Origin of the sequence: Campylobacter sp. RM6914, from assembly GCF_004803835.1 — a bacterium.
Lineage (GTDB): Bacteria > Campylobacterota > Campylobacteria > Campylobacterales > Campylobacteraceae > Campylobacter_A > Campylobacter_A californiensis.
The window spans coordinates 1480976-1494974 of the sequence record NZ_CP012545.1 but is presented as its reverse complement, the minus strand read 5'-3'; the positions used below and the strand labels follow the sequence as shown (position 1 = coordinate 1494974).

At 37.9% G+C, this 13999-nt stretch carries 13 protein-coding genes; 12 read left to right on the top strand and 1 reads right to left on the bottom strand.

Annotated features, from left to right (window positions below):
- The first annotated feature begins 2 nt into the window (after nt 1-2).
- The 12 genes from fliF (at nt 3) to CCAL_RS07670 (ending at nt 13110) form a co-directional block, all read left to right on the top strand.
- Nucleotides 3-1706 carry a flagellar basal-body MS-ring/collar protein FliF gene (gene fliF, locus CCAL_RS07720; protein WP_170015809.1) on the top strand — a complete coding sequence of 568 codons (1704 nt, stop codon included), beginning with the start codon at nt 3-5 and terminating at the stop codon, nt 1704-1706.
- A gap of 29 nt (nt 1707-1735) precedes the next feature.
- A complete protein-coding gene (gene fliG, locus CCAL_RS07715; RefSeq protein ID WP_194239021.1) occupies nt 1736-2737 on the top strand; it encodes a flagellar motor switch protein FliG in 1002 nt (333 codons plus the stop codon).
- A gap of 3 nt (nt 2738-2740) precedes the next feature.
- A complete protein-coding gene (gene fliH / locus CCAL_RS07710; protein WP_170015808.1) occupies nt 2741-3592 on the top strand; it encodes a flagellar assembly protein FliH in 852 nt (283 codons plus the stop codon).
- Between the two features lie 9 nt (nt 3593-3601).
- Nucleotides 3602-5422: a 1-deoxy-D-xylulose-5-phosphate synthase gene (gene dxs, locus CCAL_RS07705; RefSeq protein ID WP_169936689.1), complete on the top strand. Its 1821-nt coding sequence runs from the start codon at nt 3602-3604 to the stop codon at nt 5420-5422.
- A 65-nt stretch (nt 5423-5487) separates the two neighbouring features.
- Entirely contained in the window at nt 5488-5898 is a 411-nt protein-coding gene (locus CCAL_RS07700; RefSeq protein WP_169999872.1) for a Fur family transcriptional regulator, read from the top strand.
- A gap of 67 nt (nt 5899-5965) precedes the next feature.
- Nucleotides 5966-7375, top strand: coding sequence for a CYTH and CHAD domain-containing protein (locus CCAL_RS07695; protein WP_170015806.1), 1410 nt, complete (start codon nt 5966-5968; stop codon nt 7373-7375).
- Nucleotides 7376-7391: 16 nt separating this feature from the next.
- The gene (gene ubiE / locus CCAL_RS07690) at nt 7392-8102 is read left to right on the top strand and encodes a bifunctional demethylmenaquinone methyltransferase/2-methoxy-6-polyprenyl-1,4-benzoquinol methylase UbiE (RefSeq protein WP_169936683.1); all 711 of its coding nucleotides are present in this window, start codon (nt 7392-7394) and stop codon (nt 8100-8102) included.
- On the top strand, nt 8102-8260 hold the full coding sequence (locus CCAL_RS09280; RefSeq protein ID WP_169936681.1) for a hypothetical protein: 159 nt from the start codon (nt 8102-8104) through the stop codon (nt 8258-8260). Before ubiE ends, CCAL_RS09280 begins: the two co-directional genes overlap by 1 nt.
- Nucleotides 8254-9417, top strand: a complete 1164-nt coding sequence (xseA, locus tag CCAL_RS07685) for an exodeoxyribonuclease VII large subunit (protein WP_170015804.1) — start codon at nt 8254-8256, stop codon at nt 9415-9417. Before CCAL_RS09280 ends, xseA begins: the two co-directional genes overlap by 7 nt.
- 27 nt (nt 9418-9444) lie before the next feature.
- The gene (serC, locus tag CCAL_RS07680; RefSeq protein WP_170015802.1) at nt 9445-10521 is read left to right on the top strand and encodes a phosphoserine transaminase; all 1077 of its coding nucleotides are present in this window, start codon (nt 9445-9447) and stop codon (nt 10519-10521) included.
- On the top strand, nt 10514-11608 hold the full coding sequence (locus tag CCAL_RS07675) for a DNA adenine methylase (protein ID WP_169936675.1): 1095 nt from the start codon (nt 10514-10516) through the stop codon (nt 11606-11608). The genes serC and CCAL_RS07675 overlap by 8 nt, the downstream gene beginning before the upstream one ends.
- A gap of 23 nt (nt 11609-11631) precedes the next feature.
- Nucleotides 11632-13110 (top strand): class I SAM-dependent methyltransferase, encoded by a 1479-nt coding sequence (locus CCAL_RS07670; protein ID WP_170015800.1) that lies wholly within the window; start codon nt 11632-11634, stop codon nt 13108-13110.
- Here CCAL_RS07670 and CCAL_RS07665 read toward each other — a convergent pair.
- The gene (locus CCAL_RS07665; RefSeq protein ID WP_169936671.1) at nt 13103-13843 is read right to left on the bottom strand and encodes a sulfite exporter TauE/SafE family protein; all 741 of its coding nucleotides are present in this window, start codon (nt 13841-13843) and stop codon (nt 13103-13105) included. The genes CCAL_RS07670 and CCAL_RS07665 overlap by 8 nt on opposite strands.
- Between the last annotated feature and the right edge of the window lie 156 nt (nt 13844-13999).

Sequence of the window (13999 nt, the reverse complement as noted above, 5' to 3'; positions counted from 1 at the left end):
ATATGGATTTTCGGGCATTACTTCAGCAAATAAGTCAAATTTACCAAAAGCTAACACTAAAGCAGAGGATAGTAGCGGCAAGCTCGGTTGTCGTTGTTGTGGGATTTTTAGTTTTTTTAAGTATATACAAAGATATGCGAGGCGATACGTACGCAGGCTATAGTGTGCTTTTTGAAAACATAAGCCCAAATGACTCCGCCTTGATAGTTGATCAACTAAATAAAGACGGAGTAAAATACAAGCTTGCAAACGAAGGCACTATCCTTGTTCCTACTGCGGATGTTTATAGAGAACGTATCGCGGTTGCGACACTTGGAATTCCAAAAGATAGCAAGATAGGTTTTGAGATATTTGACAAACAAGAATTTGGCTCGACCGATGCCGAACAGCGCGTGAAATTTCAACGTGCACTAGAGGGAGAGCTTGCTAGAACAATAGAAAGCCTTTCAACTATACAAAAAGCAACCGTGCGTATCGCGATACCCAAAGAGACGGTATTTACCGAACGCCAAGCACCTCCGACGGCTTCGATCGTTGTTGAGCTAAAGCAGGGTATAAGTCTAAATTCAAAGCAAATTTTTGGTATTAAAAATTTAGTCGCAGCCGCAGTTACAAATTTAAATATAGAAAATGTCAAGATCGTAAATCAAGACGGCATAGCTCTTGGCGAAGAGGATGGCGAATTTGATAGTGAGATGATCGCTCAGCAGATAAGATATAAGCGAGAATTTGAAAATAACTACGAGCAAAAGATCATGAATGTTCTTTCTCCGATAGTAGGAGGTAGTGAGCGTGTTGTTGCAAAGGTAAATATAGAATTTGACTTTGATAAAAAAGATAGCTTGAGTGAAGTTTATGACCCAAACAACGTGGTTAGAAGCGAAAGCAATATCGAAGAAAAACGTCAAGGAACCTCTCCAAATGAGATCCAGGGAGTACCGGGTGCCGTTAGTAATATAGGCCCGGTTCAAGGTCTTGAAGATGGCAACATAAGAGAGCAATACAATAAAAGCTCACAACAAACAAACTACGAAGTTTCAAAAAAAGTTACAAACATAAAAGGTCAGTTTGCAAGTATTGTTAGAGTTAGTGCTGCAGTCGTTGTTGACGGTAAGTATCAAGGCAAAAAAGATGAAAACGGTAAAGATACCGGTGAGATAGAATTTATCGAGCTTACGCCTGCACAAAAAGAGTCTATAACAAATTTGATCAAACAAGCTATTGGATATAATCAGCAAAGAGGTGATGAGGTCACGCTTGATAATTTTGAATTTAAATTTAAAGATAATTTAAGCACAGACCAACGAGTAAACGGCTTTATGCAAAATTATATCATGCCGTTTATGCCGATATTTAAATATCTTTTTGTCGTGCTGCTACTTTATGTGTTTTATAAAAAGGTCATCGTCGTCTTTATGCAAAAAATGCTTGAAGAGACAAAAGAAGACGATCCTCAAATGTTGCAAGATCAGCTTGAAGAGATCGAGACAGATGCGGAAGATACGCTTGAGAAATTTAAAGCGGCAAGACGAAAGGTTGAGGAGCAACTTGGTCTTAGTGGTGACTTTAATGAGGATGAGCTTAGATATGATGTGCTTCTTGAAAAGATAAGAAATATGGTGATTGATAGAAACGAAGAGATAGCGTCGTTGCTTCAAGAGCTAGTTAGAAACGATAGTGACTTTAACGTCCGCAAGGAGATTTAGTGTCAGTAAAATTAACCGAACAACAAAAGATGATATATGATGACCTTTCTATGCCTGAAAAGATTGCTATTTTTCTTATTCAGCTTGGTGAGGAGGCGACGAGCCTTATATTTTCTCATATGGATGTTGATGTTATCACTGATATATCGGGGTATATCGCAACCGCAAGAAACATAGACAAGCAAGTAGCTGCTGCTATCTTGGAAGAATTTTATGCTCTCATGCAGTCAAATCAATACATGAGAAGCGGTGGTTTAGAATACGCAAAAGAAATTTTATATCGAACTTTTGGAGCCGAAGTGGCGCAAAAGATCCTTGATAAACTAGCAAAAAGTATGGAAAATACAAAAAGCTTTGGCTATCTTAGTAAGATCAAGCCTCAGCAACTAGCCGACTTTATCATCAAAGAACACCCGCAAACTATCGCGCTAATCCTGGCTCACATGGACTCTACGAGTGCGGCGGAAACGCTTTCGTTTTTTAGCGATGAGCTTAGAGGGGAAGTTGTGATTAGGATGGCAAATTTAGGCGATATCAGCCCGTCTGTTATCAAACGTGTTTCTACCGTCCTTGAAGGTAAACTTGAAAGTCTTACCTCATACAAAGTCGAAGTCGGCGGTCCAAGAGCCGTTGCAGAGGTGCTTAACCGCCTTGGCCAAAAAGCTAGCAAAACAACTATCGAGAGGATCGAACAAAACGATCAAAAGCTTGCAACTACAATCAAAGAGCTTATGTTTACTTTCGAAGATATTATCACGCTTAATGATACCGCCATTAGAGAAATTCTTAAAAATGTTGATAAAAAAGACCTTATGGTTGCCTTTAAGGGCTCAAGTGAGGCTCTTAGAGATAAATTCCTTGGCAACATGTCGCAGCGTGCATCTGAAGCGTTTAAAGAGGAGATGAGCTATCTTGGAGCCGTTCGTGTTAAGGATGTCGAAGAGGCGCAGCGTCGCATAGTAGAAGCAGTTCAAGCTCTAGCCGAGCAGGGAGTATTCCAAGTCGGTGAAGCAGACGAGATGATAGAGTAGAAAATGAAAAGTAGCGTCATAACAAACGAAAATGCATCAACGCATTTTGTTGAGAACTACCGCTTTAAGGTACTGGGTAATGACAGCAGAGGTAACGAATACAGCGAAGAGATGTTAATGGTTTCTGACGAGCCTGCTGTGGAGTATGCTACTCCGCAAAGCCAGGTTGCACAGACGCAAGAGTCTGATCCTATCCAGCCTGGGCAAAGCCAGTTCCAACAACCACAGCAAAGTTTAAACCAGCCTCAAGCAGGTTTTGATGTAAATTTTGTTGAAGAATTGCTTAAAAAAACTGACGAACTTAGTGGAAACATCATCAAGCTTCAAATGCAAATAGAAAACCAAGAAAGTGAATTTGCTAAAAGGCTTGAGAGTGAAATTTTACGCGCAAAAGAGGATGGCAGAAACGAAGGTTTAGCTCAAGCAAGCACATCATATGAAGCTAAGATCGCTGAGCTTGAAGCTAGATTTACATCATCTATTGCAAAACTTGATGACGAATATGATAAATTTGAAGAATTTTTAAAAAAGAGCGAGACTGAACTTACCGATGCTGCTACTTTAATAGCAAAAGAGATAGTCGCAAAAGAAATTTCATCAAATTCGGCACTCATAGCTACAAATATCTCAAGCTCTTTGGTGCGTGATTTAAGCGATGCAAAAAATATCCAAATTCGAGTTCATCCGGACGACGCTCAGTATCTAAAGTCGCACTTTAGTGCAAAAGAAAATATCAAAATCATTCCCGATGATGCTATTAGCAAGGGTGGGGTTGTGATTATTAGTGAGGTTGGAAACATTGACGCGACTATCGAAACTAGGATTGAAAAGTTAAAAATGTTGGTTGGTGAGTAAGTGCAAAATTTGGATATTAAAAGATTAAATTTAGAAGAACTAAACGAGCTTTGCCATAAGCTTAGAGATAAAATTTTACAAACCGTAAGCAAAAACGGCGGACACTTAAGCTCTAATATCGGCGCAGTCGAGATCATCGTAGCTATGCATTATATTTTTGATGTCAAAAAAGATCCTTTTATATTTGACGTAAGCCATCAAAGTTACGCGCACAAGCTACTAACCGGACGCTGGGATCAGTTTGATACCTTGCGTAAATTTGGAGGCGTAAGCGGATATACAAAGCCCAGTGAGAGTAAATTTGACTACTTTATCGCGGGGCACAGCTCTACATCTATATCGCTAGCCGTGGGCGCAGCAAAGGCAATAAAACTAAAGAATGAAGACCGCATACCTGTTGCTATTATCGGTGACGGTTCGCTTAGCGGAGGTATGGCGTATGAGGCGTTAAATGAGTTAGGCGACCGAAAATACCCATGTGTTATCGTGCTAAACGATAATGAAATGAGCATAAGTAAACCCATCGGCGCGCTTAGCAAGTATTTAAGCCAGATGATGGCTGGACAGTTTTACCAAAAATTTAAAGGCAGAGTCGAGAAATTTTTAGAGTATATGCCAGACGGTGCCGCTTACATGGCGCGCAGGATGGAAGAGGGCATAAGACTTATCACTCCTGGTATGTTTTTTGAAGAGTTAGGACTTGAGTATATAGGTCCGGTAAACGGGCATGATCTCTCTTCGCTTCTAAGCACTTTTGAAACAGCAAAAGCGATGAGAAAGCCTGTTATCGTGCATGTTCAGACTTTAAAGGGCAAAGGATACGAGTATGCAGAGGGTTATCTTGCCGGTTGGCATGGAGTTGGTCCATTTGACCTAAAGAGCGGGGAATTTATAAAAAAACAGTCAAACAAGTCAGCCACGGCAATATTTAGCGAACATCTTTTAAAGATGGCTGGAGAGCATAGCGACATCGTCGGTGTAACAGCAGCCATGCCAACAGGCACGGGGCTAGACGCTTTGATAGAAAAATTTCCAGAGCGTTTTTGGGATGTGGCGATCGCTGAACAACACGCGGTAACTTCAATGTCGGCGATGGCAAAAGAGGGCTTTAAACCGTTCGTTGCTATCTACTCTACTTTTATGCAGCGCGCATACGACCAGCTTATACATGATGCTTGTATACAAAAATTAAATATCACATTTGCTATGGATAGAGCTGGCATAGTCGGAGAAGACGGAGAGACACATCAGGGTGCTTTTGATATAAGCTTTTTAAACGCTATCCCAAATGTCGTGATGTTTGCCCCACGTTGCGAAACTAGCATGAAAAAAGCCATGGAATTTGCCTATCGTTACAAAGGAGTTAGCGCTTTTCGCTATCCTCGTGGAGCTTTTGGTTTAAATGATGAATTTGAGGCAAAGGATTTTAGGCTTGGCAAAGGCGAAATTTTAATCAAAGGAAGCGCTGACACGGCGATAATTTGTTACGGTAATGCTGTTGCAAAGGGTCTTAGTGTAAGAAATTTACTCAAGGATAGCCTTGATGTGAGTCTTGTTGATTTGGTATTTGTAAAGCCGCTTGATAAAGAGATGCTTTTGGAGCTTAGTAAGAGCTGCAAAAAATGGTATATCATTAGCGATAGCGCCAAAAAAGGCGGAGTAGGTGAAATTTTAAGCGCATTTTTGCAAGACAATAGAATTTATGACGTATCTATAGCAAGTTTCGAGTATAATGACGCTTTTATTCCACACGGTAATACCGCAGAAGTTGAAAACTATCTTGGTATAAGTGCAGAACAAATAGCTCAAAAATTATTATTAGATAATTAATATTAGATAATAAAGCCATTTTTAAAAGTAAATGTAGTATTATTCTCTAAAAAATAGGAAATAATATGCAGTATATATCAATGTTAAAACACTCTGGACTAAAAGTGACACCGCAAAGATTGAGTGTTTTAAAGATACTTGATCGTCACACACACCCGACTATCGATGAACTTTATGAGGAAATTTTAAAAGAAAACCCATCGATCTCGCTGGCAACCGTTTATAAAAATTTAAATACCTTAAAAGATGAAGGTCTTGTTGTCGAGGTTAATATCGTAAATCAAAAACCAAGATACGACATCTACGAGCATCCGCATATACACGTTGTTTGCGAGGGTTGCGGAAATGTTGAAGATGTAAGCTACGAAGACTCTGAGCTTGGAAAATACCAAGAGAAATTAGAGCAAAAACTTTGCAATATCATAGAGAGATTAAACATAGTAGCGAGTGTAAAAAGCTGTAAACATTGTAGATAAAAGGCGCTTTCTTTCGCATTTTAAGCCATAACCTGATAAAATATATAAAAAATTTCAGGGGGCATTGATGGGTTTAGAGATAGAGCGTAAATTTTTGCTTCATGATGCTGAAATTATTAGTTTCTTAGAAAAAGAAGGTTTGAAATTTAAGCACCTTGAAATTTTGCAATTTTACATAAAAATCACAAAAAACGAAGAGATAAGATACCGAAGCGAAGATGGTAAATTTATAAAAACCATTAAAATCGGCAAAGGACTTATACGCGAAGAAAACGAGTGCGAGTGCGACAAAAAAGAGTTTAAAGAGGCTCTTAAAAATCGCATCGGCACACTTATACAAAAAGATCGTTATCTCTTTAAGCTAAACAATAACTCCTGCAATATCGACATTTTTAACGCTGAACTAAACGGACTTTGCACGTTTGAGGTTGAATTTAAAGATGAGCAAACTGCCGTTTTTTATAAGCTGCCTGAATTTTTTTCAAATTTTATACACAGCGATGTTACATGTGATGCAAAATATAAAAATAAAAATCTTGCGATATGCGGCGATCCAAATGTAAATTTTAGTATAAACAATATCTTTAATGTTTTGGAAAATAGCGATGTCGAGCTTAAATTTCCGCCTAACATGGACAGCAAAGAGGCGTTTAGAGTTTTGTTTTTTAAAATTTTAAATAATATCAAAAAATACAAAGATGAGTATCTTTTGACATTTGATGAGGAGGTGCTTCATCAGTTTCGCGTAAATTTACGTAAAACTCGCTCTTTGCTTCGTATGTTTAGTGATATTTTTGACCAAAAAACGACTGAAATTTTTAGTGATAAATTTAAAATTTTGGCAAATTCTACAAACCTAAAACGTGATTTTGATGTATTTTTGGACTTTTTGAGCTCTCAAAAAAATGTTGATGAGATAGTGTATTTTATAAGTAAAGCCAATGAAAAAGAGAGCGAAGAGATAAAAAAATTTCTAAGCGATGTTAAAAATTATGAATTTTTAGATGATTGGGAGTTGTTCTTAAAAGAAGAAAGCGACTTTTATAACGGTCCAAAAGCCAAGCTTGATCTAAAAACAGTCGCGTCATATCATATACGAAGAGAACTTGTGGCATTTGAGCGCAAGATCATGGCCCTAAATGAAAAAAGTGCAAACGAAAAATTTCATAAGATCAGGATCGAACTTAAGCGTTTAAGATATGCTATGGAGTATTTTTCAAACACTCTTTATGTCGGGAATTTTAAAAAATACGAAAGTCGTCTTAAATTTATACAAGAGCTTTTTGGCTCGCTTCAAGATCGCGATATATGGCTTGAAATTTTAGACAAAATGCCGCCAAGCCAAAGAGTGAAAAAACTACAGTCAAAAATTTATAAACAAATTTATAAACTAAGAGAAGAAATTTTGCAAAAAAGGGTAAAATTTGTCGAAAAAACATGTAAAATTTCACGAAAATTAAAGTATTATTACATTTAAAAAGGTCTTAAAATTTATGGAAAAACAACAAAAAATAGTTCAAATGTTCAATGAGATAGCGCCTACTTATGACTTGGCAAATCGTGTTTTGAGTCTTGGCATAGATGTTAGCTGGCGTAAATTTGCTTGCAGATACATGCTTGAAAAATTTCGCGCACAAAGTATAAATATCGTAGACGTAGCGTGTGGAACAGGCGATATGATGGGTATTTGGAAGAGTATGGCACGTGAATTTGGAGTTCATATAGACGAGCTTGTGGGGGTTGACCCTTCAAGTGGCATGCTTGATGCTGCAAGACTTAAATTTCCGGATTTTAAATTTATCGAAGCTTATGCGGATAACACGACTTTAGGTGATGAATTTGCTCAAATTTTAAGTATAAGTTATGGCATAAGAAACGTAGTAGAGCGCAAGGCTGCACTACGTGAGTTTAACCGTGTTTTAAAACCAGGCGGTTATGTGGTTGTGCTTGAATTTACAAAACGCAGTAAAAAAGGTCTTATAACATCGATAAGGGACTTTTATCTTAGTAAAATTTTACCTCGTATAGGCGGAGTTATCTCTAAAAACAAAGAGGCTTACGAATACCTGCCAAGCTCGATAGAGAATTTCTTAGACGCAAAGACTTTTTGTGATGAGCTTTATGAAGCGGGATTTGAAGTTGAGGTGTGTCGCGGTTTTAGTATGGATATCTCAACGCTATTTATCGCAAAGAAAGTGCGCTAATGACCGCTTGGTCTTTTCTTGTGCCTGCGGTTGATTTTAAAATTTTAAAATCTACTACGCTTAAGAAAAAACACATTGTAATTAACGTTCAAAAATTTATGAATACACTAAAAATTTATGCCAAAGATTTAATAAATTTTAACGGTGCAAAATGCTAAGCGTATCTGAGTTAAACGAACAAGCTAAGGCTTTGCTTGAGACGCATTTTGAGTATGTTGAAGTAGTCGGTGAAATTTCGCGTCTTACAAAGCATGGCTCTGGGCATTGGTATTTTGCACTAAAGGACGAGCGAGCGGCGATTTCGTGCGTAATGTATCGTATGAGTAATGCCAAACTTAAATTTGACGTTAAAGATGGTATGAAGGTGCAAATTTACGGTAAAATTTCGCTTTATACACCAAGCGGGAGCTATCAGCTTATCGCCTCATCCATGCGTCCTGACGGCGAGGGCGAGCTAGAACTTGCGTTTAAGCAACTCCAAGAAAAGCTATCAAAAGAGGGGCTTTTTGACGCGTCTTGCAAAAAACAACTTATGCGTATGCCTCGTAAGGTCGCACTTGTTACTTCGGCAACTTCTGCGGCTTTACAAGACATGCTAAAGGTCGCTAATTCTCGCTGGAAGCTGACTGAAATTTTTATATTTGATGCATTAACTCAAGGTCAAAATGCACCAACCTCGCTCATAAGTGCGCTTAAAAAAGCTGACGGATATGGCGTTGATGTGATTATATTGGCGCGCGGAGGCGGTAGTAGGGAAGACTTGTGGTGTTTTAACGATGAGGGTCTTGCTAGGGCGATATTTGACGCTAAAACGCCTGTAATATCGGCGATAGGGCATGAGATAGACTATGTCATAAGTGACTTTGTGGCTGACTTTAGGGCACCGACCCCAACAGCTGCTATGATGCAAATTTTGCCAGATGAAAATGAAATTCTACAATATTTAGACGCTGTTGAAAAGTCGCTTGATACGGTTATGCTACAAAAAATTTCAAAGCTTGAAAATAGACTAAATTTTATCATGGCAAAGCTTTCTACGAATGCCCTAAAAGTCAAAATTGATCTTAAAATAGCACAAATTTTAGCAAGTTCTCAAAAGCTTGATATGCTTTTAAGGGGTAAAATTTTAAAGCTTGAGAGCAAGATAAATGAGTTAAATGCTACATATAAGGCACGCCAGAGCTTTTTTGAGAGCACAAAAGGCTTAATTCAAGTGCGCTTAAATAACACAAATGCTATACTTGAAGAGTTGCAAGCGGGCGACGAAGTAGAACTTGTCGGACAAAACGCCATTAAAAAAGCAAAAATTTTATAGATAACAGCCAAAATTTAAGGAGCAAACATGAGAATGATAAATTTTAGTGCAGGACCTACGGGACTACCTTTGAGCGTGCTAGAACACGCGCAGTCAGAGCTTGTTGATTATAGAGGAGAGGGTTACTCTGTTATGGAAATTTCACATCGCTCAAAGACCTATGAAGAGGTGCATTTTGGCGCGATGGATAAGATTAAAAAGCTTTATGGTATAGGCGATGAGTATGAGGTGCTATTTTTACAAGGCGGAGCACATTTGCAGTTTGCTATGATACCGATGAATTTAAGTCAAGGCGGCGTGTGTGAGTATGCAAACACGGGCGTTTGGACAAACAAGGCCATAAAAGAAGCAAAGCTAATGGGTGTAAATGTCCGTGTCGCAGCTTCAAGCGAAGATGATAAATTTAGCTATATCCCCGAGATAAAATTTGGCGATGATGCAGACTATACTTATATCTGCTCAAACAACACGATATATGGCACTCAGTATAAAGCACTTCCAAAAAGTAAAGCACCGCTTGTTGTTGATGCAAGTAGTGACTTCTTCTCGCAGCCACTTGATTTTAGTGATATTGGTATCTTATACGGCGGAGCACAGAAAAATGCCGGTCCTAGTGGTGTAACTATCGTGATAATAAGAAAGGATTTGATAGAGCGCGTAAGTAGTCAAAATGTGCCGACATTTTTACGATACAAAACCCATGCGGACGCAAAAAGTCTTTATAATACACCGCCGACATTTGCGATATATTTATTAAATTTAACAATGCAGTGGATAATGGATAATGGCGGACTAGAAGGCATAAAAGCTCGTAATGACGCTAAGGCTAAGTTGCTTTATGATGCGATTGACGGATCTAGTGGCTTTTACAAAGGACACGCACAAAAAGAGCATCGTTCAGTAATGAATGTAAGCTATAACATCACTCCTGATGCCACCCTTGAGCCTTTGTTTGTAGAAGAAGCACTTAAACACAACATGCTAGGGCTTAAAGGACATCGTCATTTAGGTGGCATACGTGCTTCAATCTACAATGCCGTAAGTCAAAACGATGTAAAAGTTTTGGTTGATTTTATGAAAGAATTTGCTCGTAAAAATGGCTGAAAATCCCGCCTTTTTAAAAGAACAAATTTTAACATATCTTGGCAACAAACGCGCCTTGCTCGGGCTTATCGGGCAGGGCGTAAAGTATGCCAAGAGCAAGCTTGATAAAGATAAACTTAGCTGTGGTGATCTGTTTTCAGGCTCTGGCATAGTGGCTAGGTTTTTAAAACAGCATTCAAATTTTATAATAGCAAACGACATCGAGCTTTACTCGCGTATAGCAAACGAATGCTATCTATACAATGCCGATGAAGAGTTTAAGACACATTTAAAAGCATCATATCAAGCATTTGTAAAGCGTATAAACAAGGAACTAAAGCCAGGGTTTATAACAGAGCTTTATGCGCCAAAAGATGATAAAAACATACAAAAAGGCGAACGTGCCTTTTACACTAGAAAAAATGCGATATTTATCGATACGGCTAGAAATTTGATCGATGATCTACCTTGTGAAATGCAAAAATTCTTTATCGCACCCTTGCTTTATGAGGCTAGCAACCGCGCAAATACAAGCGGCGTGTTTAAGGGATTTTATAAAAACAAACAGGGCATAGGACAATACGGAGGAGAGGGGCAAAACGCATTAAAACGAATAACCGGCGATATCTTGCTTAAAATGCCTGTTTTTTCAAATTTTAGTGTGCCGTATACGGTGTTTCAAAAGGATGCAAACGCCATTGTTTCAGATCTTGACACGCTTGATCTTGTATATCTTGATCCTCCTTATAACCAGCACCCTTATAGTTCAAATTACTTCATGCTAAATTTGATCGCTAAAAACGAAAGACCAAGTGAAATTTCAAAAGTATCCGGTATCTCGCAAGACTGGAACCGCTCTGTTTACAACCAAAAGACAAAAGCGCCCGAAGCATTTTTTGACCTTATAAATTCACTAAAAGCGCGGTTTGTACTTATCTCGTTTAACTCAGAGGGCTTTATAACAAGAGAAAATTTTGTCCATAATCTTGCCAAAATGGGCGAACTAAAAATTTTAGAACAACGATATAACGCCTTTAGAGGTAGTAGAAATTTGGGCGCAAGAGATACTTACGTCAAAGAGATGCTTTATGTTTTACAAAAAGCATAAATAACAATAAATCCAGGATAAAAATGCAAAACGTAAAAGAATACTATGATGAATTCCCTTATTTTTCAGCTGCGTTTGCAGACTGCTCGCCGTTAAGACTTCAGTCGGTAGCTGAATTTTTAGGCTTAGATGCACCAAAGGCAAATATCGCTCGTGTGCTTGAGCTTGGTTGCGCTTACGGTGGCAATATCCTTCCATTTGCAGTCCATAACAGCCAAGCCGATGTTGTTGGTATTGATATCTCAAGCACTCAGGTTAAAGTCGGTAACGAGATAGCCAAAGGCATGGGTCTTGAAAATTTTAAACTTATCGAAAAAGATATCCTAAGTATCGACAAAGATAAGTTGAAAAAGCTTGGCAAATTTGACTATATTATCGCACATGGGCTTTATAGCTGGGTTTGCGATGAAGTTAAAGAGGCTATCTTACGCCTTATACACGAGCTTTTAAGCCAAAATGGCATAGCCTATATCTCATATAATGTCTATCCGGGTTGGAAGAGTTTTGATATTTTGCGTGATTATATGATATTTGTTTCATCTACTCAAAAAGATCAAACAAGCAGACTTGAAAAAGCAAAAAAAGAGCTTAAATTTTTAAGTGATTATCTTAGGATAAATTTACAAGCGCAAAATGATCCGACCTTAAGAGATAGTACCCAGCTTTTACTAACTCAGGCAAATTTCTTGCAAAATATCATCAAAAAAGGACATGACTATTATGTTTTGCATGATTTTTTAGAGACTTCAAATGACCCAATGTATTTTTATAAATTTGCCGCTTCTCTTAAGAAGAGCGGGCTTTGCTATCTTATAGATGCAGGGCTTGATGACATTTTTAGAAACAGTCTTGGGATTTACCGCTTTGACGCTCATATCTCGCAAAACTACCCAAGCCGTATAGAGGGCGAGCAGATGAGGGATTTTATGCTTAATCGCTCGTTTAGAAAAAGTCTTGTTATGAAGAGTGAAATTTTAGGCGACAGGAGTGACTTTGATATGGATATCGGCGTGAATGAATTTAGTAAATTAAATTTTATCCTTCACTCAAGAGACGATAAAAGCGGTAACGCAGTTTATGAGGCATTAAAAAACGCATATCCGCAAAGTTTAAATTTGTCAGAGCTATCAAATATGTTAGAGCAGGATTTGCAAAGCACTTATTCGCAACTTATCGAAATTTTTGCCACACAAAATGTTAGCATAGCGCCAAAGAAATTTCATCATGTAAAATACAAAAAGGGTAAAACTCGCATAAAACCTTGTGTTGCACGTTATCTTGAGTATTTTATAAACGAGCCAAGTCCTGTGATACTGCTTGCAAATGAGCTAAATTTAAAAGTTGAGCTAACTCCTAGCGAGGCTAAAGCGGCATTAAAATTTGATGGTCAAAATAGCCTTGAAGAGATAAAAACCTCGCTTGCTCTAAAAAATGCGGATGAGTTTTTAAATAAGCTTAGCAACAAGCTAAGCGAGGCGTATTTTTTAGAGAATTTTAACTAAAAAATATCTTTTTTATCATCAACGAACTCATGACCAGATAAAGAAGTAAGAACCATTTTTTAAGAACTTTTTTGTCTGTTTTGTGAGTTGTTTTTGTGCCAAAATAAACTCCTAAAAGCGCACCGATACCCAAAGTAAAGCCCTCTGCATACTCCACGTGCCCATGGTATGCCATAGAAATAAATCCCGAAATAGAAGCAAACATAACAAAAAAGACGCCCATGGAAATCGCCTTTTTCATCTCATACCCTAAAAATCCAACCAAAATAGGTGTTATAAAAACCGCTCCGCCGATACCGATACTAATTGCTATAGCTCCAACTGAAAAACCTACTAAAAATAGCAATAAATTTGAAGTATTTGGTGAAGAATTTTCACTGACGGTTGTAAAATAAAGTCTAAAAATAGAAAAAGCAAATGTCGCAAGCAAGATACTCTCTAGTAAAATTTCAGGTGCAAGCTCCACGATATATCCGCTAAGACTAGCCCCGCTCATGCCGCCAAGACCTAGATAAATTCCTTTGTTTAGACGCAAAAGACCGGCTTTATAGTTCATGTATGAGCCAAAGATAGCACCCATTAACATTTGCGTTATGCTTATGCCTATAGCAGTTTTGATGTTATAGCCTAAAGCTAGCATGATAGGCACTATGATAGTCCCGCCTCCGATACCGAAAAATCCCGAGATAAAGCCCACAAATGTGCCAACAATCAACAAAAGAGCAAATAGCATGGTAAGTCCTTATAAAACTCGAATTTTATCAAAATGAATTTAAAGTTGTGTAAAATGCGTATTGATTTTGTTTAAAATGTAAAAAGAATTTTAAATTTTAAAAAATGCAAAGCTTTTTTATTTATAATGAAAGTAAAATTTTATAACGGAAATCAA